This window comes from Streptomyces sp. NPDC005202 (genome assembly GCF_040608235.1).
Classification (GTDB): domain Bacteria; phylum Actinomycetota; class Actinomycetes; order Streptomycetales; family Streptomycetaceae; genus Streptomyces.
In genome coordinates this window covers 161,215-186,434 of record NZ_JBEXHW010000009.1, presented here as the reverse complement: position 1 = coordinate 186,434, position 25,220 = coordinate 161,215, and the positions used below count along the sequence as shown (strand labels likewise).

The window sequence follows — 25,220 nt, the reverse complement described above, 5'->3', positions numbered from 1 at the left end:
ATGCCGAGGAGTCGTCGGACGCCTCCCGGTCTTCGGATGCCGAGGAGTCGTCGGACGCCTCCCGGTCTTCGGATGCCGAGGAGTCGTCGGACGCCTCCCGGTCTTCGGATGCCGAGGAGTCGTCGGACGCCGCCGAGGCTTCTTCCGAGGAACCGGCCGAGGCCGCGTCCGGGGCAACCACCTCCGACGACTCGGACACCGAGCGTCAGGAGTCAACCGACAAGTAAGGCATGACAAGTTGGCAAAGTCATGCGCATGACCGAACGGGAGAGCGCAGAGTCGACCCTGTCCGTGCGATCCGCTGATCGACGCACGCTCGAAGGGAAGACTCCATGGCACTCTCCCGTTCGGCACGTTTAGGATCCCTCGCCACCGCGGCGGCCTCCTTCCTCGTCATCGCCGCCTCCTCCGCCCCCACCCCCGGCGCGGACGGCATCGGCGACCCCTACTTCCCGCAGCTGGGCAACGGCGGCTTCGACGCCCGCCACTACGCCCTCGACATCGCCTACAACCCGGACACCGACCGCCTCGACGGCCGGGCGATGCTGACGGCCCGCGCCACTCGGACCCTGTCCTCCTTCGATCTGGACCTGCAGAAACTGGAGGTCACCCAGGTCGACGTGAACGGCAGACGCGCCCGGTTCACCCGCGACGGCGACGAACTGCGCATCACCCCGCGCGACGCCCTGCGCAAGGGCAGGACCTTCACGGTCACCGTCACCTACGGCGGCATACCCGAACCCCTCGGCGGCCCCATCGTGTTCGGCTCGAACTACGGCTGGATGAAGACCGGTGACGGTGTCTTCGTCGCCTGCGAGCCCAACGCCGCCTCCACCTGGTTCCCGTCCAGCGACCACCCCTCCGACAAGGCCACCTACGACATCCGGATCAAGGCGCCCAAGGGCCTGACCGGCGTCTCCAACGGCCGGCTGGTCTCGACGTACGACAGGGGCGGCTCGACGTACACCCACTGGCGCGAGACGAGGCCCATGGCGACGTACCTCGCGACCGCCACCATCGGGAAGTTCGACGTGAAGACCGGCAGGACGCCGGGCGGCATCCCGATCTATGTCGCCATCGACCCGAAGCTGGTGAACAGCAACAGCGTCGACGTCTACGCCGTCACCGCCGCGGCCACCGACTACTGGTCGCAGGTCTTCGGGCCGTACCCGTTCGAGGAGACCGGCGCGATCGTCGACGACATGCCCGAGGCCGGGTTCTCGCTGGAGGTGCAGTCCAAGCCCGCCTACTCGGCCGTGCGCAACGAGACGACGATCGTGCACGAGCTGGCCCACCAGTGGTTCGGCGACTCGGTGTCGGTGGAGCGCTGGAAGGACATCTGGCTCAACGAGGGCTTCGCCACCTACGCCCAGTGGCTGTGGGCCGAGCACCAGGGCACCCGCTCGGCGCACGACTCCTTCCGCGCGGCGTACGACGCCCGGCCGGCCGACAGCGCCTTCTGGCAGATCAAGGTGGCCGACCCGCAGCGCGACACCATGTTCGCCTCCGCCGTCTACCAGCGGGGCGCGATGACGCTCCAGGCGCTGCGCGAGCGCATCGGCGACGCGGCCTTCTTCCGGCTGCTGCCCGCCTGGACGAGGCTGCACCGCTACGGCAACGCGAACACGGCCGACTTCGTCCGGCTCGCGGAAAAGGTGTCCGGGCGAAAGCTCGGCGACCTTTTCCAGGAGTGGCTCTTCACGACAGGGAAACCCGCCCTCTGAACCTTGCATCGTAAGGTCGGCAGCCGATTCTGAGTAAGAATGTGGGGTGCTTGAGCAACTGTTCAACCCCTCCGTCCAGCACACGCTCGACCTGGTCGGCATCTTCGTGTTCGCCATCTCCGGCGCGCTGCTGGCCGTCCGCAAGAACTTCGACGTCTTCGGCATCGCCGTCCTCGCCGAGGCCACCGCGCTGGGCGGAGGGCTGTTCCGCGACCTGGTCATCGGGGCCGTACCACCGTCCGCCTTCACGGACCTCGGGTACTTCATCACCCCGCTGCTCGCCGCGCTCCTGGTCTTCTTCCTGCACCCGCACGTGGAGCGCATCCAGGTCGCGGTCAACGTCTTCGACGCGGCCGGCCTCGGCCTGTTCTGCGTCGCCGGCACGACGAAGGCGTACGACTACGGGCTCGGCCTCACCGCGTCGGCGGCCCTGGGTCTGGCCACCGCCGTGGGCGGCGGTGTGCTGCGGGACGTGCTCGCCAACGAGGTGCCCTCGCTGCTGCGCTGGGACCGCGATCTGTACGCGGTCCCGGCGATGGTCGGCGCCACCATGGTGGTGCTGTGCATCCGCTACGACGCGCTGACCCCCTTCACGAGCGGGCTCGCGGTGGTCACCGCTTTCGTCCTGCGCCTGCTTGCGATGAGGTTCCACTGGCGAGCGCCGCGTGCGTGGAACCGGCGGTCGACGGTACGGGAGGAGTAGACGTCCGGGTGTGGTGGGCGGAGTTCTGCCCCAGCTCCACCGTCAGCCAGCGGAACACCGTCGGCACCTGCGGCCGCCACAGAGCCATGCTGTGGGGGCCCGAGTTGCGCGGCAGGAAGACCACGCGCACGGTCGTCGGCGGCTTCGCGATCTGCTCCAGGGCGACGCCGGCCTGGTACCCGTCGCCGGACTCGCCGGAGAGGTAGAGCGCTATCCGGGGCGGCGTGCGGTACTTCTTCAACAGGACGTACGGGTTGTTCGCCCGGCGCAGCTCGATGCTCTGGGCGGCGAGTGAATTGCGTTCACCTATGGGGTCGTTGTAGCCGGAGAGGCTCACCGCGGCCCGGTAGCGGTCGGGGTGCGCGACCGCGAGCTTGGTCGCGCAGTGCGCCCCGGCCGAGTAGCCGGCGGTCGCCCAGCCGTTCGGCGCGGACTCGGCGCGGAAGTTGTCCGTGATCATCTTCGGTACGTCGATGCTCAGCCAGGAGTCCGCGTTCACGGTGCCCGGGATGTTGGCGCAGCCCGTGTCGATCTTGGCGATGAGGTTGGTGCGCGGGGCGACCAGGATGAACGGCGCGACCCGGCCGCTCTTCATCAGCGGCAGCAGCTGCTTGTGCACCTTCAGGGAGCCGAACCAGGCCTTCGCCGAGCCCGGGTAGCCGGACAGCAGCTCGACGACGGGGAACTTCTTGGTGCGGTAGGCGGGCTCGTCGTACTGCGGCGGCAGCCAGACGTAGACCTCGGCGTTCACGCCCGAGACCCGGCCCTTGAGCTGGGTGACCTTGACCCCGCCGGCCGCGTGCATCCCGGGGCCGTCGGCCTGGGTGAACGTCTGCCGCACCTTGGGCAGCTTGCGGTAGGCGATCCCGCCCGTGCCGTCGGCGCCCAGGTCGGCGGCCTGCTGCACGTGGTTGCCCGTGCCGAGCAGGTCGGACCAGTTGTCGTACAGGTTGTTGGCGTTGTTGACCAGCACGAAGACCAGGGTGACGGCCGTGGTCTGGGCGAACAGCAGCATCAGCGCCCGGACGGCGTTGCGCAGCACCCTGGGGCCCTTCAGGCGCGTCCACAGCACGAAGGGCAGCACCAGGGCGACGACGGCCAGCGCGATGGTCGTGTACAGGAACGGAGTCCCGGTGAGGCTCATGTCCCCATAGAGGGAAAAAGAGGGCCTCGGGTTACGGACGAGTACGGACACTTACCGAGAAATTGCCGGAGCCTCACCCATGAAGCGACGCGTGTCACATGATCACACCAGCCAAAGCTACCGCTTAGTAGTTTCCTGTTGTACGGTTCACGCATGCCAGAAGCAGCTTCCGTACCGGCCGTGCGGGCCACGATCGGCGACAGCGAGTTCGACCGTGACACCGCGGTCACCCTGCGCGCACCCGGCGTCTACGACATTGACCTCTCCGCCGGCTGGACGATCATCAACGCCGTCAACGGCGGCTATCTGCTGGCCGTGCTCGGCCGCGCCCTCGCGGACGCCCTGCCGCACCCGCATCCGTTCACGATCTCGGCGCACTACCTGACCGCGTCCCAGCCCGGGCCGGCCGTGGTCCGCACGGACGTCGTCCGCACCGGCCGCACCCTCTCCACCGGCCAGGCCTCCCTCTTCCAGTACGACGAGGAGGGCCGCGAGGTCGAACGCATCCGCGTCCTGGCCTCGTACGGCGACCTGGACGCGCTGCCCGACGACGTCCGCACCACGGCGAAGCCGCCCGCGATCCCGCCGATGGACCAGTGCTTCGGGCCCGAGGACGGTCCGGCTCCCGTCCCCGGCAGCTCGGCCATCGCCGACCGCCTGATGCTCAAGCTGGACCCGGCCACCCTGGGCTGGGCGCTCGGCTCGCCCTCCGGCAAGGGGGAGATGCGGGCCTGGTTCGGCCTCGCCGACGGCCGCGACGCCGACCCCCTCTCCCTGCTGCTCGCCGTGGACGCGTTGCCCCCCACCGCCTTCGAGCTCGGCCTGAGCGGCTGGGTGCCGACGGTCGAGCTGACCGTGCACGTCCGCTCCCGGCCGGCCCCGGGCCCGCTGCGCGTCTCCATCACCACGCGCAACCTCGCCGGCGGCTTCCTGGAGGAGGACGCCGAGGTGTGGGACAGCGCCGACCGGCTGGTGGCGCAGTCCCGGCAGCTGGCACGGGTCAGGCTCTGCTGAGCGGCCTGCGACCCAGCCAGGCCGCCAACTCCTCGTGGACGCCCGCCCCTTCGGGCGCGGGGCGGGCCGCGTCGAAGGGTGTGTCCGCGTCGCGCTGCGGGTCGGGCAGGACACGGCGGGCGGTGGTGAGAGCGAACTCGGCGAGTTCGGGGTCGAGTTCGAGGGGGCGGCCGAGCGCCTCGTTCAGGTCCCAGGTGTGCGTCACCAGCTCCATGACATATCCGGACAGGGCGGCGCGCCCGGGGATGACCGCGCCCCACGGCACGCGGACCGTCGCCGCCAGGCGCTCGTCGCCCGCCCAGGCCTTGAGGACCCGCGTACGGACCTCGTCGTAGGCCGCCACCCAGCCGTCGTCCTCGACGCCGTCGGCGAACGGCCGTACGGCGAGTCCGTCGCCGCCCTCGCCGACGACCGCGATGCGCACGGTGCCACCGACGACGTGGCTCAGCAGGGTGCGCACGTCGAACTCGGTACAGGGAGTGGGCCCGGCCAGCTGCTCGGGCCGTACGGTCTTGATGAGCGCCGCCGCCTGCTCGGTGGCGCGGGTGTACAGCGGGCGGGGGTCGATGGTGTCCATGAGTCGCCTCTCCGTGAGTCGGTACGGCCCGAGGATCCCCGCATAACGTGACAGTTTCCGTCAACATTTGCCCCGGACCGCACGCGGCGCGATTCTGGCGGCGTGAAGTCCGACCGCCTGCTGTCGATCCTGCTGCTCCTGCAGACCCGGGTCGCGTGCCCGCGCACGAACTCGCCGAACGGCTCGAGGTGTCGGTGCGCACCATCTACCGCGACATCGAGGCCCTGTCGGCCTCCGGTGTCCCCGTGTACGCCGAGCGCGGGCGGCACGGCGGCATCGAGCTGCTCGCCGGATTCCGTACGGACGTCACCGGCCTGACCGCCGACGAGTCCCGCGCCCTGTTCGTCCTGGCCGCGCAGGGCGCGCACGCCGCGCTCGGCCTGGACGCGGCGCTCGGCTCGGCGCTGCGCAAGGTGATGGCCGCGCTGCCGGCACCGCACCGGCCGGCCGCGGAGGCGACCAGCCGCCGTGTCCTGGTCGACGCCACGCGCTGGAAGGGCGGACCGCTAAAGGCCGTCGACCTCGACGTCCTGCAGGACGCGGTGTTCGCCGACCGGCGCCTGAAGCTGCGTTACCGGCACAGCGGGGAGCGGCAGACGCGGACGTACACGGTCGACCCCTACGGTCTCGTGTCCAAGGCGGGCGTCTGGTACCTGGTCGCCGACCGGCGCGCGAAACCGCAGCTCTTCCGCGCCGACCGGGTGCACTCGGCCCGGCTCCTGGACGACCCCGTGCGGCGTCGGCCCGGCGTCGAACTCGCCGACGCCTGGGAGGTGTTGCGCCGCCAGGTCGAGGAACGGCCCGGCGGACTGGACGTCACCGTACGGGTGCGGCGGGACCGCCTCGACATGTTCCTGCGCCTGAACGCCTCGTCGCTCGTCGAACTCCCCGACGACGACGGCGAGAGCGAGTGGGTGACCGCCCGGCTGTCGTACGGCTTCGTCCGCGAGGCCCGCCAACTGCTCTCGTTCACCGATCAGGTGGAGGTGCTCTCCCCGCCCGAGGTGCGCGAAGAACTCAGGGCGGCGGCCGCCTCAATCACGGAGCTGTACCAGTGAGCAGGCGAGGACGGCAGGTGTAATCCCTGGTCGGCGGGGCCTCTTGGGATCCGCTTTGCCCGACGCGCAGGCCGGGGACAGAGTGAGCCCGAGGAAGCCCGAAGCTGCCGGCTCGGGCTCAGTCCAGCCAGTGCCGGCGGCCGATGCTGATCAGCCGCAGCTGCCGGGTCGCGACCTGGGTCACGTGCTCCCGCTCCTCCTCCGGGGCGTCCAGCGCCTCCAGGAAGAGCGAGGCGGTGATCAGCATCTGGTCGACGTACAGGTGGGCGAGCATGAGCAGGTCGTCGTCGCTCCAGCCCTCGGACTCCGGGTCCTTCGCCAGCTCGTCCTTCACCTCCCGGGCGAACCGGACCAGTTGCTCCCGGATGGCCTCCCGCACCGGCTGGACCCCGCCATGTCGCTCACGGGCGATGAAACGGACGTGGGCGGGGTACGCGTCCACATGACGGGCGATCAGTTCGATGGCGCGCGTGATGCGTTCCTCGCTGTCGTCCGCCGTGGACACCGTCGTCCGGATCATCGGGTGCAGGCTGCCCAGGGCTTCCTCGACCAGGGCCACGCCGAGGTCCGCCGTGGAGCGGAAGTGCCGGTAGAAGGCGGTCGGGGCGACGCCGACGGCGCGCGTGACCTCGCGCAGGCCCAGGCTGCTCAGGCTCTGCTCCTCCAGCAGCCCCAACGCCGCGTCCAGGAGCGCCTTTCGGGTCTTCTGCTTCTGGGCCTGCCGGATGCCGAGGGTGTGACTCATGCCATGCAGTTAACAACTGTTCTCTTGAATTTCAAAGCCCTGGACACGCTAGACTCGGAAGTCAGTGAACAACTGTAACTACATCCGTTCACCAAAACTTCACGAGGGGCGATCCAAAAGCCCCTCGGAAGCACCTTGGAGGGGGATCTGATCCCATGCTGTTCCTCGTCGCCGCACTTCTGCTGCTCGGTGTGGTCATGGGCACCGTGGCCCATGCACCGCTGGGCTTCACCGTCGTCGCCGCCGTCGTGATCGCCGCCTGGCTCGTCGTCTTCGCGCTCCGCGAGCGCCATGGCCGCCGGCGCGGTACGTCGGCCAACTGACCCGCTGTCCCTCTGACCGTCTCGCCGTTGTCCCTCTGACCGTCTCGTCCGTCCGACCGTCGGGAGCTGACCCACCATGCAACTCACCGCACCGGCCACTCGCCGCACCGGTACACGCGACGCCGACGGCATGGCCGTCGCGTCCTTCGTCCTCGGCCTGCTCGGCCTCCTCGTCCTGAACGTCTTCCTTGGCCCCATCGCCATCGCCCTGGCCGGCGCGGCCCTGTGGCGCGGCACGACCCGCCGTGGCCGCGCATACCTGGGCCTGGCCCTCGGAGTCGCCGACCTCGTGGTCCTGCTCGCCTTCATGCAGGCGGACAGCACGGTGTCGTGGAGTTTCTGAGCAGGCCGAGGGCAATCCACGGTTGCGGCCCCGAGGACGACGGGGCGCACACCCCCGCCCGCAATCCCGCCCGCAATGGCAACCCCGGCCGAGACTCGGCCGAGGTCGGCCACACGCGCCCCGTAGAATCGGGCTCACCATGGCTTACCTCGACCACGCCGCGACCACCCCGATGCTCCCGGAGGCGGCAGAGGCGCTGACCGCCCAGCTGAGCGTCACCGGCAACGCCTCCTCCCTCCATGCATCCGGCCGTAGGGCCCGCCGCACGGTCGAGGAGTCCCGCGAAACCCTCGCCGAAGCCCTCGGCGCCCGCCCCAGCGAGGTCGTCTTCACCTCCGGCGGCACCGAGGCCGACAACCTCGCCGTGAAGGGCCTGTACTGGTCCCGGCGTGACGCCGACCCGGCCCGTACCCGCGTCCTCGCCAGCCCCGTCGAGCACCACGCGGTCCTCGACGCCGTCCACTGGCTCGGCGAACACGAGGGCGCCACCGTCGAGTACCTCCCGGTCGACACCTACGGCCGCGTCCACCCCGAGGCCCTGCGCGAGGCCATCGCCCGCAACCCCGACGACGTCGCCCTGGCCACCGTCATGTGGGCGAACAACGAGATCGGCACGGTGCTGCCGGTCCGTGAACTGGCGGAGGTGGCGGGGGAGTTCGGCATCCCCCTGCACGCCGACGCAGTCCAGGCCTTCGGCCAGGTCCCGGTCGACTTCGCCGCCTCCGGCCTCGCCGCGATGACGGTCTCCGGACACAAGATCGGCGGCCCGTACGGCATCGGCGCCCTGATCCTCGGCCGCGAGTACACCCCGATACCCGTCCTGCACGGCGGCGGCCAGGAGCGCCACGTCCGCTCCGGCACCCTCGACGTCCCCGCGATCGCGTCCTTCGCGGTGGCCGGCCGTCTGGCCGCCGAGCAGCGCGAGTGGTTCGCCCGCGAGATCGGCGCCCTGCGCGACGACCTGATCGCCGCGGTCCGCGCGGCGGTGCCGGACGCGATCCTGGGCGGTGACCCGGTGGACCGTCTCCCGGCCAACGCCCACTTCACCTTCCCCGGCTGCGAGGGCGACTCCCTGCTGCTCCTGCTGGACGCCCAGGGCATCGAGTGCTCGACCGGCTCCGCCTGCACCGCGGGCGTCGCGCAGCCCAGCCACGTCCTTCTGGCCACCGGCACCGACCCGGACCTGGCCCGCGGCACCCTCCGCTTCTCCTTCGGCCACACCTCTACGGAGGCGGACGTGGAAGCGGTCGCCAAGGCCATCGGCCCCGCGGTGGAACGCGCCCGCGCGGCGGGCCTCAGCTAGGACAGGCGGCGGGCCTCAGCCTGTAAAGAGTCCTCCGCCTGTACAGAGCCAGTACAGAGCCAGTACAGAGCCAGTACAGAGCCAGTACAGACGCAAACGACCTACGAGACGGGTTCCCTTCGCCGGCATTGCCCGGATCAGGTACTAGGGGTCGCTGTCCAGTCTTTCGACTTTTCGGCCTCTCAGCCCCACCGTCGATGTCGGCCCTGGCGGAGGTCTAAGCCTCACGCCAAAGTCGGCTACTCCGGTCGGACTCCCTCACTCGTCCCGTAGGTCTGTTATCACTATAGACCTGATGTAGTCGGGCATAAGGGTCTGAAGCATGATTTTTTTCTTTAATTCTCGCGGGCTGGCCTGTTCCGGTCCGCTCCCGGCCGACTATGCCTTCGCCGTGCGCGCCTGCCGCACCGACCGTGGGTAGCGGTCCCAGTCCCAGTGCGGCCCCGGATCCGTGTGATCCGTCCCCGGCACCTCCACGTGGCCGATGATGTGCTGCCGGTCGACGGGTATGCCGTACCGCCCGCAGATCCGGGCCGTCAGCCGCGCCGAGGCGGCGTACATCGCGTCCGTGAAGGACGAGGACCGCTCGACGAAGCCCTCGTGCTCGATGCCGACGCTCCGCTCGTTGTAGGCCCGGTTGCCCGCGTGGAAGGCCACGTCCAGCTCGCGGATCAGCTGTGTGACGTGCCCGTCCCGGCGGACGGTGTAGTGCGCGGCGGCCCCGTGCCCCGGGTCCTGGAAGACCTTCACCGCGGTTGCGTAGCTGCCCTGCGTGACATGGATGACGACCCGGTCGATGGAGTAGTCGTCCGGGCGGTCCGCCCGCCGGTAGTTCGCCGGGGAGGCCGCCACCCACCGCGCGCCCCGGAAGTCCACCGCGCCCGCCACCCGCGGCTTCTCCACACCCGGCAGCCGCCACCACAGCCGGGACAGTTCGTCCCGGGCAGCGCGGCCCCGCCCACGGCCGCCACCGCCCCGCCGATGAGCACCGCCCGCCGCGCCGGCCGCCGCCCCGTGTCGTCCTTCGTCGCCCCCATGCGATTTTCAACGGATATGCGGCCGCCCCGGTTCCCGCGGCCCCGTACTCTGGAAGAGCTATGACTGACACCCCGCAGCGCCCCCTCCGCGTCCTCGCCGCCATGTCGGGCGGAGTCGACTCCGCCGTCGCCGCCGCGCGCGCCGCGGAAGCCGGCCACGACGTGACCGGCGTCCACCTCGCACTCTCCGCGAACCCGCAGTCGTTCCGCACGGGCGCGCGCGGCTGTTGCACCATCGAGGACTCGCGCGACGCCCGCCGCGCCGCGGATGTCATCGGCATCCCGTTCTACGTCTGGGACCTCGCCGACCGCTTCCATGAGGACGTCGTCGAGGACTTCGTCGCCGAGTACGAGGCCGGCCGCACCCCGAACCCGTGCCTGCGCTGCAACGAGAAGATCAAGTTCGCCGCGCTCCTGGACAAGGCGCTGGCCCTCGGCTTCGACGCGGTCTGCACCGGCCACTACGCGAAGATCGTCACGCTGCCCGACGGCACGCGCGAGCTGCACCGCGCCTCCGACATGGCCAAGGACCAGTCGTACGTCCTCGGTGTGCTCGACGAGAAGCAGCTGGCGCACGCGATGTTCCCGCTCGGCGACACGGTCACCACCAAGGACGAGATCCGCGCGGAGGCCGAGCGCCGCGGACTCGCCGTCGCCAAGAAGCCGGACTCGCACGACATCTGCTTCATCGCCGACGGCGACACCCAGGGCTTCCTCGCCCGGCGGCTCGGCAAGGCCGAGGGCGACATCGTCGACGAGTCCGGCACCAAGCTGGGCACGCACGAGGGCGCGTACGGCTTCACCATCGGCCAGCGCAAGGGCCTCAGGATCGCCACCCCGGCCCCCGACGGCAAGCCGCGCTACGTCCTGGACATCTCCCCGGTGACGAACACCGTGATGGTCGGACCAGCGTCCGCCCTGGACGTCAGCGGGCTCACGGCGATCAAGCCGCGCTGGTGCGGCACCGCCCCGACCGGCCCCGGCACCTACACCGCCCAGCTGCGCGCCCACGGCGGCGAGACCGAGGTCACCGCCGAACTCGTCGACGGCGAGCTCCGGGTGACCTTCACCGAGCCGGTCCGCGGCGTCGCCCCCGGACAGGCGATCGTCCTGTACGACGGCACGCGCGTGGTGGGCTCGGCGACCATCGCGTCGACGGTCCGGGCGACGGCCGGGGTGGCGTGACCGGAACCCCGCAGGCCGGGGCCGCGTAACCGCCGGAGCTACACGCCGAAGAACTCCGCCAGCACCGGCGCCAGGACCTGCGGCTCCACCGCGTGGGTCTGGCCCTCCAGGGTTCGGTGCGTCCCCTGGGGCACGCTCTGCACGATCTGCTGGGCCGCCTCACGCATCCAGTCCGGGCTCGCGCCGCCCGCAAGGGCCAGGACCGGCACCGTGATCGTGGCCAGCCGGTCGCGGGGGACCAGGCCGTCGCCCATCACGGCGTTGTCGTACGCGAGCGTGGGTGCGATCGCCTCCATGCCGGCCCACATGGGGGACTGGCGGGCGTTGGCGATCATCTCCGGAGCCAGGCCGGTGAGCCGGAGGAACAGCTCGACCGCGTCCCCGCGCCGGTCCTCCGCGAGCGCCTTGGTCAGGTTGCCGGTGTACTGCGCGCGCTCCTCGGCGCCGCCCTCGTACAGGGCGAACGGCGGCTCGTAGACGGCCACTTGACGGACCGGCAGCCCGCTTGCCGCCGCGTGCAGTGCCAGCGCGCCGCCCGACGAGGTGCCGTAGAGCGCCGCCTCGCCGCCCACCGCCTCGATCACCGCCGCGAGGTCCTCGACCTCGCGCTGCACCGCGTACGGCGCCGTGTCCCCGCTCTCGCCGCGGCCCCGGCGGTCGTACACGACGGCGCTGAAGCGGTCCGAAAGGGCAGCCGCCAGCGGCGCCACCGTGGCCCCCGTCGACATCGCGCCGCTGACGAGGACGACCACCGGGCCCTGTCCGGTGCGGTGGTAGGCGATGGAGGTGCCGTCACGCGAGATGGTCTTCTTGTCCATGTCTGTGAAGACTGCCACGGGAGACGGAACTCATCCGGGAGGCGCCGGAAGTCGGTCGGCGGCGTGACACCCAGTCGGTCACCACGCTTCTGCTTCGTAGAAGCAGAGGTGGTCCTTGATCTCGGCGACATCGGGCTTGGGATCCGGATACGCCCAGACGAGGTCCGCCGCGCCCGGCACGGACCAGTACGACGCCGTCCCCTTGAAGGGGCAGTAGGTGTGCGTGTCGGAGGGAGTGAGGAGGTCGAGGCGTACGTCCTCGGCGGGGAGGTAGTAGCGCACCGGGCAGCCGGTCTCGCGCAGCACGAGGGGCCGGTCGCTCTCCGCGAGGACCTGGTCGCCGTGGACGACCCGTACGCGCTGCGTGCCGTGCTCGATGGTGATCGTGTGTCCTTGAGTCATACCTGCATAGCGTCCGCGGGGGCGGGGTTCTTCCCGTGTACGGCACATGCTTCCCCTCCCGCGTACGGTGGGCGCATGAACATCTGCGTCTTCCTCTCCGCCGCCGACCTCGACGACCGCTACACGCGCCCCGCGCGGGACTTCGCCAAGCTGATCGGCAAGGGCGGGCACAGCCTGGTGTGGGGAGGTTCCGACGTCGGGCTGATGAAGGTGGTCGCCGACGGCGTGCAGGAGGCGGGCGGCCGGCTCGTCGGCGTCTCGGTCGACTTCCTCTCGGCCAAGGCCCGGCCGGGCGCCGACGAGATGGTGATCGCGCGGGACCTCGCCGAACGCAAGAAGCTCCTGCTGGAGAAGGCCGACGCGGTGGTGATCATGGTGGGCGGCACCGGAACGCTCGACGAGGCCACCGAGATCCTGGAGCTGAAGAAGCACGGCCGGACGGACAAGCCGGTCGTGCTGCTGAACACGGCCGGCTTCTACGACGGCCTCGAGGAGCAGTTCCGCCGCATGGAGGCCGAGGGGTTCCTGCCGCGGCCGCTGAGCGACCTGGTGTTCTTCGCCGAGGAGCCGGCGAGCGCGATGACCTACCTGGAGGAGTCGCTCGGCGGCCGCTGAGGCGGTGGTGCGAGCATGGCGGGCATGGCTACACATGTGATCACCGGGGCGGGTTCCGGCATCGGCGCGGCCGTGGCCCGCCGCCTGCACGCGCGCGGGGACGACCTCGTGCTGCACGCGCGTGATGCGGGAAGGGCGAAGGAGCTGGCGGCCGAGTTCCCCGGCGCCCGGACGCTGGTCGGCGACCTGGCTGACCCGGACCGGCTGAGCTGGGCCTTCTCGCACCAGACGCTTCCCGACCGGGTGGACTCCCTCCTTCACATCGCGGGCGTGGTCGACCTGGGCCCGGTCGGCGAGCTGACCCCCAAGGCCTGGCACCAGCAGCTCAACGTCAACCTGATCGCCCCCGCCGAGCTGACCCGCCACTTCCTGCCCCAGCTGCGCGCGTCACGCGGCCACGTGGTGTTCGTGAACTCGGGCGCCGGCCTGAACGCCCACGCCGACTGGTCCGCGTACGCGGCGTCGAAGCACGGTCTGAAGGCCCTCGCCGACTCCCTCCGCCACGAGGAACACGCCAACGGCATCCGCGTCACCTCGGTCTACCCCGGCCGCACGGCGAGCCCCATGCAGGCGAAGGTCCACCAGCAGGAGGGCAAGGAATACGACCCCGGGAAGTGGATCAACCCCGAGTCGGTCGCGACGACGATCCTGATGGCCCTGGACCTCCCGAGGGACGCGGAGGTCAACGAACTGACGGTGCGACCGGGGCGGTGACAGGGGCTTCCGCGGCGCCGACGGTCGCTGCTCAGCGCGGACCGGCGGCACTCGGCCGGCCCGGTGTTCAGGGACGAGGACAGCCATCCCGGGCCCCCACCCACCCGCCGCGGAGCCGGAGCGGGAAGCGGTGCCTCTTCGGCTTTGGTCGGCGGCATCCCAGCCCGTCCGGCGTTTGAGGACGAGGCCGTTCAGGCCGAAGCGGGGATCCGGGGGCGGCAGCCCCCGGGGACGGCCGCAGCGGCACCGGGCACCCCGGAACGGGCACAGGCACCCTGAATCGGCCCCACCGCCGGCGGCATACGCTTCGGGGGTGACTGAAAACAGCGAGTTCAGGTTCGGTGCCGCCACCGGCGTCGGGTCGATGCCGGGCGGCGACGCCCGGGAGGCGGCCAAGACCGTCACCGACACCTTCGAGGACTTCCCCTTCCTGCCCGAGCTGCCTGCCCGCGGGCCCGGGGCCGACATGGTCGGGCGGACCGCGGGGATGCTGGTCGAGCTGTACGCGCGCGTGGAGCCCAGCGGGTGGCGGATCGGGGACCGGCCGGGGCGGGACACCCATCGGGCGCGGTCGTGGCTCGGGGAGGACCTGGACGCGCTGGAGGAGTTCACGCAGGGATACGAGGGCCCGTTGAAGGTGCAGGCCGTCGGCCCCTGGACCCTCGCCGCCCACCTGGAACTGAAGAACGGCGAGGCCGCCCTCTCCGATCCCGGCGCCTGCCGGGACCTGGCCGCATCGCTCGCCGAGGGGCTGCGGCTCCATCTCGCCGAGGTGCAGCGTCGCGTCCCCGGCGCGCAGCTCGTCCTGCAGCTCGACGAGCCCTCCCTCACCGCCGTCCTGCGCGGCCAGGTGAAGACCGCCAGCGGCTACCGCACCCACCGGGCCGTCGACCGGCAGGTCGTCGAGGCCACGCTCCGGGACGTCCTCGGGGTTCACGCCCGAGGTCCCGTCGTGGTCCACTCGTGCGCACCGGACGTCCCGATCGCCCTCCTGCGCCGCGCGGGCGCGGCGGCGATCTCCCTCGACCTCTCGCTCCTCACCGAGCGTGACGACGACGCGATCGGAGAAGCCGTGGAAGGAGGCACCCGGCTCTTCGCCGGTGTCGTCCCGACCGCGGACGGCCCATTGTCAGACCCTGCCGGTAGCGTCATGGGTGTCAGGACGCTGTGGCGCAGGCTGGGGCTGCAACCGGGGCTTCTCGCGGAGGCGGTCACCATCACCTCGGCATGCGGACTCGCGGGCGCTTCCCCCGCGTACGCACGCCAGGCGCTCGCCCACTGCGTCCGGGCGGCGAGATCCCTCGCGGACAACCCAGAGTAACGGGAGGACAACACGGTGGCCGGCGACAAGCAAGCGGAGACGACGGTGCCCGCCGAGGCACGGGAGAAGCACGCGCGGCTGGCGGAGCAGGTCGAGGAGCACCGCTTCCGGTACTACGTGAAGGACGCTCCCGTCATCAGCGACGCCCAGTTCGACCAGCTCCTGCGCTCCCTGGAGGCGTTGGAGGAGGAGTACCCGGAGCTGCGCACGCCCGACTCGCCGACCCAGAAGGTCGCGGGGTCGTACGAGACGGAGTTCACGGAGGTCGAGCACCGCCAGCGCATGCTCTCCCTGGACAACACCTTCAACGACGACGATCTCGCCGCCTGGGCCGACCGTGTCGCCAGAGAACTGGGCGACCAGGAGTACCACTTCCTGTGCGAGCTGAAGGTCGACGGCCTCGCCGTCAACCTCACCTACGAGCGTGGCCGCCTCACCCGCGCGGCCACCCGCGGCGACGGCCGCACCGGCGAGGACATCACCCCCAATGTCCGGACGATCGCGGAGATTCCGGACCGCCTGAAGGGCGACCGCGTCCCGGACCTCGTGGAGGTCCGCGGCGAGGTCTACTTCCCGATGGAGAAGTTCGAGGAGCTCAACGCCCGCCTGGTCGCGGCCGGCGACAAGCCCTTCGCCAACCCGCGCAACGCAGCGGCCGGTTCGCTGCGCCAGAAGGACCCGCGCGTCACCGCCACCCGCCCCCTGCACATGGTGGTCCACGGCATCGGCGCCCTGGAGGGCTTCGAGGGCCTCACCCGCCTCTCCCAGGCCTACGACCTGCTGAAGACCTGGGGCCTGCCCACCTCCCGGCACACCAAGGTGGTCGACGACCTCGACGGCGTCCGCGAGTTCATCGCCTACTACGGCGAGAACCGCCACTCCGTGGAGCACGAGATCGACGGCGTCGTCGTCAAGGTCGACGAGATCCCGCTCCAGGGCCGCCTCGGCTCCACCTCGCGCGCCCCGCGCTGGGCGATCGCCTACAAGTACGCGCCGGAAGAGGTCAACACCAAGCTCGTCAACATCCGCGTGGGCGTGGGCCGTACGGGCCGGGTCACGCCGTACGCCCAGGTCGAACCGGTCACGGTCGCGGGCTCGGAGGTCGAGTTCGCCACGCTGCACAACCAGGACGTCGTCAAGGCCAAGGGCGTCCTCATCGGCGACACGGTGGTGCTGCGCAAGGCGGGTGACGTCATCCCGGAGATCCTCGGCCCGGTCGTCGACCTGCGTGACGGCAGCGAGCGCGAGTTCGTGATGCCGTCCGAGTGCCCCGAGTGCGGTACGCCGCTCAGGCCGATGAAGGAGGGCGACGTCGACCTCCGCTGCCCGAACGCCCGTACGTGTCCTGCCCAGTTGCGCGAACGCCTCTTCTATCTCGCGGGTCGCAAGGCGCTGGACATCGAGCACTTCGGGTACGTCGCCGCGGCCGCCCTCACCAAGCCGCTGGAGCCCGAGGAGCCGCCGCTGAAGGACGAGGGCGACCTGTTCGACCTCACCGTCGAGCAGTTGCTGCCCATCAAGGCCTACGTCCTCGACCAGGACAGCGGTCTGCCCAAGCGCGACCCGAAGACCGGTGAGGAGAAGGTCGTCAGGGTCTTCGCCAACCAGCAGGGCGAGCCCAAGAAGAACGCGCTTGCCATGCTGGAGAACATCGCAGCCGCCAAGCAGCGCCCGCTCGCCCGTATCCTCACCGGCCTGTCGATCCGTCACGTCGGGCCGGTCGCCGCCGAGGCGCTGGCCCGCGAGTTCCGTTCCATCGACCGCATCGAGCAGGCCAGTGAGGAGGAGTTGGCGAACACCGACGGCGTAGGCCCGATCATCGCCGCCTCCCTCAAGGAGTGGTTCGCCGAGGAGTGGCACCAGGAGATCATCCGCAAGTGGAAGGCCGCGGGCGTCCGCATGGAGGAGGAGGGCTCCGGCGAGGACGAAGGCCCGCGCCCGCTCGAGGGGCTGACCGTCGTGGTCACCGGCACGCTCGAACACTTCACGCGCGACGGCGCCAAGGAGGCGCTGCAGAGCCGGGGTGCGAAGGTGACCGGTTCGGTTTCGAAGAAGACGTCCTTCGTTGTTGTGGGTGACAATCCTGGGTCGAAATACGACAAGGCGATGCAGCTCAAAGTGCCTGTTCTGAACGAGGAGGGCTTCAACGTCCTGCTGGAACAGGGCCCGGACGCGGCGGCCGAAGTCGCGCTTCCGACCGGCGAGTAGCGGTTGAAGGCCACCCGTTCGGCGCATACCAGATGCATACGGGCGGCCGGGGCGCATTCGGGCAACCGTCGACGACCGCTGCCCGTGAAAGCCTTCTGCGGCCTACTGTTGAGGTGTGCGCCTGCCGTGCCCAGCTGCGGTCGGGGCATCCCCGTGCTCTTGATGAGTACGTGGAAGGGTTTTCCAACGCGGTGCCGTTGATGGTTGTCGGGCAACGGGCCGCGGGGCGTGGGCACCGCCGGCTGTGAGAGGGACGGGAATGGAACCGACCGAGAGCGCTGTCGCGCACTCACGGCTGCGCCGGATGACCGGCGCATGGCGGGGGTGGTGCCGGGGCCGGACTTCGGTGCGTCCGGGCCCGGAGGGGCGCGCCGTTGGACAGTACACCGTGGCGGAGGGCCGCGCCTCCGCACAGTTGACCACCGAACGCGCCCCCGGACTGGCGGGCGCCGAGTCCGAACGGCACCTGTCTCGGCCCGTGCTGCCCGCGACGCTCGTCGCGGCTGCGGTGTTCGCCCTGGGCGCCGGCTTCTACCGGGCGTTCACCGGCCACCACGCGCTCTTCCCGTCCGGCACGGTCGGCTGGTCCCTGGCCGTGCTCACCGGCATCATCGTCGGACACCTGGTCATGCTCGGCCGCGCCTGCCGGTGGGGCGGCACTGGCTCGGGTGCCGCCCTCACCCTCGCCGTCCTCATGCTCTACGGCTGGGTGCCCGCCGGCATGGTCAGCCTCACCGTCGTCGTCCTGGTCGGCATAGCCCGGCGCCACCGCTGGCGGCAGGGCGTGCTGCACGGCGCGGTGGACATCCTCGGCATCGGCGCCGGCGCCCTGGTGCTGGGCGCCTTCGGCCGCGTACCGACGGTCGAGCAGCCCTGGAACCCCGGCAGTTGGACCGCCTACACCGTGCCCCAGGTGATGCTGGCCGCGGCCGCCTACCTCGCGGTCACCCGCACCCTGCTGTGGTACCTGCACGCCCCGCGCACCGGCGGCCTGCCCACCGTCGCCTGCACCGCCCTGGCCCGACAGGGCCTGGTCGCGGTCGCGCTGCTGGGCATCGCCCCGCTGGTGTGCGTGGTCGCCGTCGCCAACCCCATCCTGCTGCCGCTGTTCTCCATCCCGCTCATCGCCCTCGACTCCACCCTGTGGATAGCCCGCGCCCGCGCCGAGGAGCAGCTGCGCGACCCGCTGACCGGGCTGCCCAACCGGCAGTGGCTCCTGGAGCGCATCTGGACCGCCCTGGACGACGCCGAGCGCATCGGCGCACGTGCCGCCCTCATGCTGATCGACCTCGACCGGTTCCGTTCGGTCAACGACACGCTCGGCCATCTCGCCGGGGACCGGCTGCTGCTCCAGATAGCCGACCGGCTGCGGCTGGCGCTGCCGCGCGGGGCGGAGGCCGCGCGGCTGGGCGGTGACGAGTTCGCCGTGTTACTGCCGGTCGCCGACTCCACGACGTCCGCGACCCGCGTCGCCCGCGGCCTGGTGGCCGCCCTCAGCTCCCCCCTCGACCTCGACGGGCTCACCCTCGTCCTGGAGGCCAGCGCCGGTGTCGCCGTCTTCCCCGACCACGCCCTTGACGCCGAGGGCATGCTGCGCCGGGCGGACGTGGCGATGTACCAGGCGAAGCGGGACCGCACGGGGGTGGAGGTCTACGAGTCCAAGCGGGACTCGAACACACCCGACCGGCTCGGCCTGCTGGGGGATCTGCGCCGGGCCCTCGACGCCCACGAGGTCGAGCTGCACTACCAGCCGAAGGTCCGCTTCGACGGACAGGTCGTCGGCCTCGAGGCGCTGGTCCGCTGGGTGCATCCCGAGCGCGGCAAGGTGCCGCCGGACGAGTTCATAGCGATCGCCGAGTCCTCGGGGCTGATGCCCCATCTGACGGAGTACGTGCTGGAGACCGCCCTCGGGCAGGTCGCCGAGTGGCGGGCCCAGGGCCTGTACGTACCGGTGGCGGTCAACGTCTCCCCGCGCGACGTCCACACCCCCGGCTTCGCCGGTTCGGTGGCCGCCCGCCTGGCCCGGCACGGCGTCCCGGCGGGAGCGCTCCAGCTGGAGATAACGGAGCACGTCCTGCTGGAGGACCCGCAGCGCGCCGCCGACACCCTGCACGCCCTGACCGGACACGGCGTGAAGATGTCGCTGGACGACTTCGGCACCGGCTACTCCTCCCTGGTGCACCTGCGTCGGCTGCCGGTGAGCGAGCTGAAGATCGACCGCTCGTTCGTGGCCCGGCTGGTGGTGGACACGGAGGACGCCGAGATCGTGCGCTGCACGGTCGACCTCGCACACTCCCTCGGCCTGCTCGTCGTCGCCGAGGGCGTCGAGGACGACGAGACCTGGGAACGCCTGCGCGACCTCGGCTGTGACGCCGTCCAGGGCTGGCTGGTCGCGGCCGCGATGCCCCCCGAGGAGACGACGGCGTGGCTGCGGGCGCGGGGGTCCCGCGGGTGGCAGCGCCCCGCGGCCGCGTTGCCTGCGGCGGCTGCCGACGAGTGACTTTCCCGCCCGCCAGTTCGGCCCGGGGCAGGCCTCTCCCGTGGGGGTTGCCCGCCGTTGGCGGCGGTCTGTTCAGTTCACCTTCTCCGGCACGAAGTGACTGATCAGCAGCGCCAGCCGACGCTCGTGCGCCTTGGCCGGTAGGCGGCCGCTGCGCATCAGGGTCACCAGGCCGTGCAGCCCGGCCCAGTACGTCTCCGTCAGCAGCCCCGGGTCGTCCCCCTCGGCCGCGACCGGCTCGACGGCCTGCAGCAGCTCGCCGAACGCCTCCTGCAGGGCCGGCGGAGCCTCCGGCGTGGCGAACGGCAGGTCGACGGTGTGCGTGAACATCGCGTCGTACAGCGCGGGCCGCCGCTGCGCGAAGGCGGTGTACGCCTCGCCCACCGCCGCCAGCGCCTCCCGGGCGCCGTTGGCCGCCGTGCGCGCCGTCCGCAGTTCGGCCGCCATCTCCGCGAAACCCTGCACCGCGACCGCGGCCATGATCGCGTCCTTGCCCTTGAAGTGGCTGTAGAGGACGGGCTGGCTGTACTCGATCTCGGCGGCCAGCCGCCGCGTGGTGACCGCGTCCCAGCCCTCGGCCTCCGCCAGTTCCCGCGCGGCGGTGACGATCAGCCGTTGCCGCTCCGCCCGTTCGCGCTCCCGGCGCGTCTGAATCGACATGGCTGGGATTCTAGCAGTGCTAGTGTTTCTGTCGGCGCTCTGCTAGCTTCGCTCTCATCCCTAGCGCTGCTAGCAAGGACATGGGCGTGACCACCACCGCGTACACCCTGGCCGTCGTGCTCGACCTGTTCGTCCTGTTCATCGGGGCCCGGTTCCTGCTCCAGCCCCGCCCCTCCGCGGCCGGCTACGGCGTGCCCGCCAAGCCGGACGGGGACGCCGCCTACCTCACGATCAAAGGACTGAGGGACGGCACCTTCGGTCTCCTGGGCCTGGCCCTGCTCGCGTTCGTCGGCGCCGAGGCCGAAGCCTGGTTCATGCTCTGCGTGGCGGTGATCCCGCTGTTCGACGCCCTGATCGTGCTGCGCCACGGCGGCACGAAGGCCGTGGCGTTCGGGATTCACTTCGCCACCGCAGTCGTTGTGCTGATCAGTGCCGGACTGCTCTTCGCCGTCTGATCACGTCCGTATGGACACGTCCGATCACGTCCGTATAGACACGTCCGATCACGTTCGTACAGACACGTCCGATCACGTTCGTACGGACATGCCTGATCACGTCCGTAGCGACACAAGGGGCCCAAGAAATGTCTCTGTTCGTGCCGAAGTTCGACGAGTCCGTGATCGTCCGCGATGCCGAGGCCGAGGTGGTCGGCCGTGCGCCCACCACGGTGAAGCTGCTGGCCGACAGCAGCGCGACCGGCGGGGCGCTGTCCACCGTGCGCGTCACCCTCACCGAGGGTGCCGACGGCGCCCGCCCGCACCTCCACAACAACTCCGCCGAGATGTTCTTCATCCTCGACGGCGCCGCCGAGCTCCTCTCCGGCGACGACGTCGTCACCGCCGAGCGCGGCGACCTCGTCGTCGTCCCGCCGGGCAGGCCGCATGCCTTCGCCGCCGCTCCGGGGACCGCTGCCGACCTCCTCATCGTCATCACCCCCGGCGTCGAACGCTTCGAGTACTTCCGCCACCTCCAGCGCATCCGCCTCGGCGAGGTCACCCCGGAGAGCCTGCTGGAGGTGCAGGAGCTGTACGACAACCACTTCCTGCGCAGCGAGGCCTGGGACGGGCGCCGCTGAGCGACGTGGCCTGCGGGCCCCGGGGAAACCGTTTCACGGGCACCGGGCCCCGCCCCATAGGATTGGGTCCAAACCACACACACTCACCCCAGAGGATCGCTGCATGCCTGGCATCACGCGCGAGGAGGTCGCCCACCTCGCCCGGCTGGCGCGTCTGGAGCTGAAGCCCGAAGAGCTCGACCACTTCGCAGGCCAGCTGGACGACATCATCGGCGCGGTGGCCCGCGTCAGTGAGGTCGCCGACCAAGACGTACCGCCGACCTCCCACCCGCTGCCCCTGACGAACGTCATGCGTGCGGACGAGGTCCGTCCCTCGCTCACCCCCGAGCAGGCGCTCTCCGGCGCCCCGGCCCAGGAGCAGCAGCGTTTCAAGGTGCCGCAGATCCTGGGTGAGGAGTAACAGCCATGACGGACACCCCCATCATCAAGCTCACCGCCGCCGAGACCGCCGAGAAGATCGCCTCCGGTGAGCTCACGGCCGTCGAGGTCACCGAGGCCCACCTGGCCCGGATCGAGGCCGTCGACGAGAAGGTCCACGCCTTCCTGCACGTCGACCGCGAGGGCGCCCTCGCGCAGGCCCGCGCCGTCGACGAGAAGCGGGCGCGCGGCGAGAGGCTCGGCCCGCTGGCCGGCGTGCCGCTCGCCCTCAAGGACATCTTCACCACCGAGGGCGTGCCGACCACGGTCGGCTCCAAGATCCTCGAGGGGTGGATCCCGCCGTACGACGCGACCCTCACCAAGAAGCTGAAGGCCGCCGACGTCGTGATCCTCGGCAAGACCAACATGGACGAGTTCGCCATGGGGTCCTCGACCGAGAACAGCGCCTTCGGCCCGACCGGCAACCCGTGGGACCTCACCCGCATCCCGGGCGGTTCCGGCGGCGGGTCGAGCGCCGCGCTCGCCTCCTTCCAGGCCCCGCTCGCCATCGGCACCGACACCGGCGGCTCCATCCGCCAGCCGGCCGCGGTCACCGGCACGGTCGGCGTGAAGCCGACCTACGGCGCGGTCTCCCGGTACGGCATGGTCGCCTTCTCGTCCTCCCTCGACCAGGGCGGCCCCTGCGCCCGTACGGTGCTGGACGCGGCCCTGCTGCACGAGGTGATCGCCGGGCACGACCCGCTCGACTCCACCTCCATCGACGCCCCGGTCCCGCCGGTCGTCGAGGCCGCCCGCAACGGCTCGGTGCAGGGCATGCGCGTGGGCGTCGTCAAGCAGTTCCGCGGCGAGGGCTACCAGGCCGGCGTCATCCAGCGGTTCGACGAGTCCGTCGAGCTGCTCAAGAAGCTGGGCGCCGAGATCGTCGAGCTGGACTGCCCGTCCTTCGACCTGGCCCTGTCGGCCTACTACCTGATCGCGCCGTCCGAGTGCTCGTCCAACCTGGCCCGCTTCGACGGCCTGCGCTACGGCCTGCGCGTCGGCGACGACGGCACGCACTCCGCCGAAGAGGTCACCTCTTTCACCCGTGAGGAGGGCTTCGGCCCCGAGGTCAAGCGCCGCATCATGCTCGGCACGTACGCCCTGAGCTCCGGCTACTACGACGCGTACTACGGCAGCGCCCAGAAGGTCCGCACGCTCATCAAGCGGGACTTCGACAAGGCCTTCGAGCAGGTCGACGTGATCGTCTCCCCGACGACCCCGACCACCGCCTTCCCGATCGGCGAGCGCGCCGACGACCCGATGGCGATGTACCTCGCGGACCTGTGCACCATCCCGACCAACCTGGCGGGCAACGCGGCCATGTCCCTGCCCTGCGGCCTCGCGCCGGAGGACAACCTCCCGGTCGGCCTGCAGATCATCGCCCCGGTGATGAAGGACGACCGCCTGTACAAGGTCGGCGCCGCCGCCGAGGCCGCGTTCGTGGAAAAGTGGGGGCACCCGCTGCTCGAGGAGGCTCCGTCGCTGTGAGTAAGGCACTGTCCAAGGCCAAGGGCTTCAAGAAGTCCCGGTCCGGTACGTACCTGTCCATGGCCACCACCGCGTTCGGCGCGATCAGTGTCGTCAAGCAGGCCAAGAAGGCCCGCCTGGAGAGCGACACGCTGCGCCTGATCGACGCGGCCGTGTCCGCCGCCGCCATCGTCACCGGCCTCGCCATCCTCTACCGCGAGCTGAAGCGGCTGGGCGACGACGACGTCCTGCTGGGCTGAGAGGGAAGTTTTCACCGTGACCACCACGACCGACCTGGTGTCGTACGAGGACGCGCTGGCGTCGTACGACCCCGTCATGGGCCTCGAGGTCCATGTCGAACTCGGCACCAAGACCAAGATGTTCTGCGGCTGTTCCACCGCCCTTGGCGCCGAGCCGAACACCCAGACCTGCCCCACCTGCCTCGGCCTGCCCGGCTCGCTCCCCGTCGTCAACGCGACCGGCGTCGAGTCCGCGATCAAGATCGGTCTCGCGCTGAACTGCGAGATCGCCGAGTGGTGCCGCTTCGCCCGGAAGAACTACTTCTATCCGGACATGCCGAAGAACTTCCAGACCTCCCAGTACGACGAGCCGATCGCCTTCAACGGCTACCTCGACGTGCAGCTGGAGGACGGCGAGACCTTCCGCGTGGAGATCGAGCGTGCCCACATGGAGGAGGACACCGGCAAGTCGACGCACGTCGGCGGCGCCACCGGCCGTATCCACGGCGCGTCCCACTCCCTGCTGGACTACAACCGCGCCGGCATCCCGCTCATCGAGATCGTCACCAAGCCGATCGTCGGCGCCGGCGAGCGCGCCCCCGAGGTGGCCAAGGCGTACGTCCGCGAGCTGCGCGAGCTCATCCGGGCGCTCGGCGTCTCCGAGGCCCGCATGGAGATGGGCCAGATGCGCTGCGACGTGAACCTGTCGCTGATGCCCAAGGGCAGCGACAAGTTCGGCACCCGCTCCGAGACGAAGAACGTCAATTCGCTGCGATCGGTGGAGCGCGCCTGCCGCTACGAGATCCAGCGTCACGCGGCCGTCCTCAGCAGCGGCGGCACGATCGTCCAGGAGACCCGCCACTTCCACGAGGACACCGGGACCACGACCTCGGGCCGAGTGAAGGAGGAGGCCGAGGACTACCGGTACTTCCCGGAGCCGGACCTGGTGCCGGTGGCCCCGCCGCGCGAGTGGGTCGAGGAGATCCGCGCCGCGCTGCCCGAACTGCCGCTGGTCCGCCGCAACCGGCTCCGCGAGGAATGGGGCATCTCGGCGACCGACATGCAGGCGATCCTCAACGCCGGTGCCCTGGAGCCGATCGTCGCCACCATCGAGGCCGGTGCCGACGCCGCCTCCGCCCGCAAGTGGTGGATGGGCGAACTCGCCCGGCACGCCAACGAGTCCGGCAAGGCCCTGGACGAGCTGCCGATCACGCCGCAGCAGGTCGCCCGGGTCACCGAGCTGGTCTCCTCCGGCGACCTGAACGACAAGCTGGCCCGCCAGGTCATCGAGGGCGTCCTCGCGGGCGAGGGCACCCCGGACGAGGTCGTCGACAAGCGCGGCCTGAAGGTCGTCTCCGACGAGGGCGCGCTCACCGCCGCCGTCGACGAGGCCATCGCCGGCAACCCGGCCATCGCGGACAAGATCCGCGGCGGCAAGGTGGCCGCGGCCGGCGCCCTGGTCGGCGCGGTCATGAAGGCCACCCGCGGCCAGGCCGACGCGGCCCGCGTCAAGGAGCTGATCCTGGAGAAGCTGGGCGTCAGCGAGGGCTGAGCCCTCATCAAGTCGCCCCAGGGGGATGCATCGGCTGCGATGCATCCCCCTGGGCATGCCGTCAGTTTTCAGGGCA

At 70.8% G+C, this 25,220-nt stretch carries 25 protein-coding genes, 2 pseudogenes and 1 riboswitch; of the genes and pseudogenes, 20 read left to right on the top strand and 7 right to left on the bottom strand.

Annotated elements, in window-relative coordinates:
* The 3 genes from ABZV31_RS16980 to ABZV31_RS16970 form a co-directional block, all read left to right on the top strand.
* Positions 1 to 227, top strand: a 227-nt coding sequence (locus ABZV31_RS16980) for a hypothetical protein (RefSeq protein WP_355894020.1), incomplete at its 5' end; no start/stop codon positions are given.
* Between the two features lie 105 nt (positions 228 to 332).
* On the top strand, positions 333 to 1,724 hold the full coding sequence (locus ABZV31_RS16975; RefSeq protein WP_355894016.1) for a M1 family metallopeptidase: 1,392 nt from the start codon (positions 333 to 335) through the stop codon (positions 1,722 to 1,724).
* Between the two features lie 46 nt (positions 1,725 to 1,770).
* A complete protein-coding gene (locus ABZV31_RS16970; protein ID WP_355894014.1) occupies positions 1,771 to 2,427 on the top strand; it encodes a trimeric intracellular cation channel family protein in 657 nt (218 codons plus the stop codon).
* On the opposite strand, the gene ABZV31_RS16965 is transcribed toward ABZV31_RS16970, so the two are convergent.
* Positions 2,336 to 3,571: an alpha/beta hydrolase-fold protein gene (locus ABZV31_RS16965; RefSeq protein ID WP_355894011.1), complete on the bottom strand. Its 1,236-nt coding sequence runs from the start codon at positions 3,569 to 3,571 to the stop codon at positions 2,336 to 2,338. The genes ABZV31_RS16970 and ABZV31_RS16965 overlap by 92 nt on opposite strands.
* Before the next feature lie 153 nt (positions 3,572 to 3,724).
* Between ABZV31_RS16965 and ABZV31_RS16960 the strand changes: the two genes are divergently transcribed.
* Positions 3,725 to 4,585: a thioesterase family protein gene (locus ABZV31_RS16960; RefSeq protein ID WP_355894010.1), complete on the top strand. Its 861-nt coding sequence runs from the start codon at positions 3,725 to 3,727 to the stop codon at positions 4,583 to 4,585.
* Here ABZV31_RS16960 and ABZV31_RS16955 read toward each other — a convergent pair.
* A complete protein-coding gene (locus ABZV31_RS16955; RefSeq protein ID WP_355894007.1) occupies positions 4,572 to 5,162 on the bottom strand; it encodes a TIGR03086 family metal-binding protein in 591 nt (196 codons plus the stop codon). The genes ABZV31_RS16960 and ABZV31_RS16955 overlap by 14 nt on opposite strands.
* A 102-nt stretch (positions 5,163 to 5,264) precedes the next feature.
* On the opposite strand from ABZV31_RS16955, the pseudogene ABZV31_RS16950 reads away from it, so the two are divergent.
* Positions 5,265 to 6,220 (top strand): annotated as a pseudogene (locus ABZV31_RS16950) (YafY family protein).
* 118 nt (positions 6,221 to 6,338) lie between these two features.
* Here ABZV31_RS16950 and ABZV31_RS16945 read toward each other — a convergent pair.
* Positions 6,339 to 6,965 (bottom strand): TetR family transcriptional regulator, encoded by a 627-nt coding sequence (locus ABZV31_RS16945; protein WP_355894004.1) that lies wholly within the window; start codon positions 6,963 to 6,965, stop codon positions 6,339 to 6,341.
* 155 nt (positions 6,966 to 7,120) lie between these two features.
* Between ABZV31_RS16945 and ABZV31_RS16940 the strand changes: the two genes are divergently transcribed.
* The 3 genes from ABZV31_RS16940 to ABZV31_RS16930 all read left to right on the top strand — a co-directional run bounded on the left by ABZV31_RS16940 (position 7,121) and on the right by ABZV31_RS16930 (position 8,934).
* Positions 7,121 to 7,288: a hypothetical protein gene (locus ABZV31_RS16940; RefSeq protein ID WP_355894001.1), complete on the top strand. Its 168-nt coding sequence runs from the start codon at positions 7,121 to 7,123 to the stop codon at positions 7,286 to 7,288.
* A gap of 76 nt (positions 7,289 to 7,364) precedes the next feature.
* Positions 7,365 to 7,631 carry a DUF4190 domain-containing protein gene (locus ABZV31_RS16935; RefSeq protein ID WP_355893998.1) on the top strand — a complete coding sequence of 89 codons (267 nt, stop codon included), beginning with the start codon at positions 7,365 to 7,367 and terminating at the stop codon, positions 7,629 to 7,631.
* 139 nt (positions 7,632 to 7,770) lie between these two features.
* Positions 7,771 to 8,934 carry a cysteine desulfurase family protein gene (locus tag ABZV31_RS16930; protein ID WP_355893996.1) on the top strand — a complete coding sequence of 388 codons (1,164 nt, stop codon included), beginning with the start codon at positions 7,771 to 7,773 and terminating at the stop codon, positions 8,932 to 8,934.
* A gap of 97 nt (positions 8,935 to 9,031) precedes the next feature.
* A riboswitch (TPP riboswitch) is annotated at positions 9,032 to 9,204 on the bottom strand.
* 108 nt (positions 9,205 to 9,312) lie between these two features.
* Here ABZV31_RS16930 and ABZV31_RS16925 read toward each other — a convergent pair.
* A pseudogene (locus ABZV31_RS16925) lies at positions 9,313 to 9,971 on the bottom strand (N-acetylmuramoyl-L-alanine amidase).
* Between the two features lie 60 nt (positions 9,972 to 10,031).
* On the opposite strand from ABZV31_RS16925, the gene mnmA reads away from it, so the two are divergent.
* Complete coding sequence (mnmA, locus tag ABZV31_RS16920; protein ID WP_355893993.1) at positions 10,032 to 11,156, top strand: tRNA 2-thiouridine(34) synthase MnmA; 1,125 nt, start codon at positions 10,032 to 10,034, stop codon at positions 11,154 to 11,156.
* Between the two features lie 38 nt (positions 11,157 to 11,194).
* Here the strand turns inward: mnmA and ABZV31_RS16915 are convergent, their stop codons facing one another.
* Positions 11,195 to 11,974 carry an alpha/beta fold hydrolase gene (locus tag ABZV31_RS16915; RefSeq protein WP_355894105.1) on the bottom strand — a complete coding sequence of 260 codons (780 nt, stop codon included), beginning with the start codon at positions 11,972 to 11,974 and terminating at the stop codon, positions 11,195 to 11,197.
* A gap of 78 nt (positions 11,975 to 12,052) precedes the next feature.
* Positions 12,053 to 12,376 carry a DUF427 domain-containing protein gene (locus ABZV31_RS16910; protein ID WP_355893991.1) on the bottom strand — a complete coding sequence of 108 codons (324 nt, stop codon included), beginning with the start codon at positions 12,374 to 12,376 and terminating at the stop codon, positions 12,053 to 12,055.
* Positions 12,377 to 12,451: 75 nt separating this feature from the next.
* Here ABZV31_RS16910 and ABZV31_RS16905 point away from each other — a divergent pair, with 75 nt between their 5' ends.
* The 5 genes from ABZV31_RS16905 (at position 12,452) to ABZV31_RS16885 (ending at position 19,734) form a co-directional block, all read left to right on the top strand.
* On the top strand, positions 12,452 to 12,991 hold the full coding sequence (locus ABZV31_RS16905; protein WP_355893988.1) for a TIGR00730 family Rossman fold protein: 540 nt from the start codon (positions 12,452 to 12,454) through the stop codon (positions 12,989 to 12,991).
* A gap of 15 nt (positions 12,992 to 13,006) precedes the next feature.
* Complete coding sequence (locus tag ABZV31_RS16900; protein WP_355893985.1) at positions 13,007 to 13,705, top strand: SDR family oxidoreductase; 699 nt, start codon at positions 13,007 to 13,009, stop codon at positions 13,703 to 13,705.
* Between the two features lie 313 nt (positions 13,706 to 14,018).
* Entirely contained in the window at positions 14,019 to 15,026 is a 1,008-nt protein-coding gene (locus tag ABZV31_RS16895; protein WP_355893982.1) for a methionine synthase, read from the top strand.
* A 15-nt stretch (positions 15,027 to 15,041) separates the two neighbouring features.
* A complete protein-coding gene (ligA, locus tag ABZV31_RS16890; RefSeq protein ID WP_355893979.1) occupies positions 15,042 to 17,234 on the top strand; it encodes an NAD-dependent DNA ligase LigA in 2,193 nt (730 codons plus the stop codon).
* Between the two features lie 259 nt (positions 17,235 to 17,493).
* Complete coding sequence (locus ABZV31_RS16885) at positions 17,494 to 19,734, top strand: bifunctional diguanylate cyclase/phosphodiesterase (RefSeq protein WP_355893976.1); 2,241 nt, start codon at positions 17,494 to 17,496, stop codon at positions 19,732 to 19,734.
* Positions 19,735 to 19,806: 72 nt separating this feature from the next.
* On the opposite strand, the gene ABZV31_RS16880 is transcribed toward ABZV31_RS16885, so the two are convergent.
* The gene (locus ABZV31_RS16880; protein WP_355893974.1) at positions 19,807 to 20,394 is read right to left on the bottom strand and encodes a TetR/AcrR family transcriptional regulator; all 588 of its coding nucleotides are present in this window, start codon (positions 20,392 to 20,394) and stop codon (positions 19,807 to 19,809) included.
* An 86-nt stretch (positions 20,395 to 20,480) separates the two neighbouring features.
* Here ABZV31_RS16880 and ABZV31_RS16875 point away from each other — a divergent pair, with 86 nt between their 5' ends.
* From ABZV31_RS16875 to gatB, 6 genes are all read left to right on the top strand, one after another.
* A complete protein-coding gene (locus tag ABZV31_RS16875) occupies positions 20,481 to 20,849 on the top strand; it encodes a DUF4267 domain-containing protein (RefSeq protein ID WP_355893971.1) in 369 nt (122 codons plus the stop codon).
* A gap of 128 nt (positions 20,850 to 20,977) precedes the next feature.
* Positions 20,978 to 21,469, top strand: coding sequence for a cupin domain-containing protein (locus ABZV31_RS16870; protein ID WP_355893968.1), 492 nt, complete (start codon positions 20,978 to 20,980; stop codon positions 21,467 to 21,469).
* Positions 21,470 to 21,572: 103 nt separating this feature from the next.
* Positions 21,573 to 21,869, top strand: a complete 297-nt coding sequence (gene gatC, locus ABZV31_RS16865; protein WP_006130840.1) for an Asp-tRNA(Asn)/Glu-tRNA(Gln) amidotransferase subunit GatC — start codon at positions 21,573 to 21,575, stop codon at positions 21,867 to 21,869.
* Positions 21,870 to 21,874: 5 nt separating this feature from the next.
* Complete coding sequence (gene gatA, locus ABZV31_RS16860) at positions 21,875 to 23,374, top strand: Asp-tRNA(Asn)/Glu-tRNA(Gln) amidotransferase subunit GatA (RefSeq protein WP_355893965.1); 1,500 nt, start codon at positions 21,875 to 21,877, stop codon at positions 23,372 to 23,374.
* A complete protein-coding gene (locus tag ABZV31_RS16855) occupies positions 23,371 to 23,613 on the top strand; it encodes a hypothetical protein (RefSeq protein ID WP_355893962.1) in 243 nt (80 codons plus the stop codon). Before gatA ends, ABZV31_RS16855 begins: the two co-directional genes overlap by 4 nt.
* Before the next feature lie 16 nt (positions 23,614 to 23,629).
* Complete coding sequence (gene gatB, locus ABZV31_RS16850; RefSeq protein WP_355893959.1) at positions 23,630 to 25,144, top strand: Asp-tRNA(Asn)/Glu-tRNA(Gln) amidotransferase subunit GatB; 1,515 nt, start codon at positions 23,630 to 23,632, stop codon at positions 25,142 to 25,144.
* Positions 25,145 to 25,220: the final 76 nt, after the last annotated feature.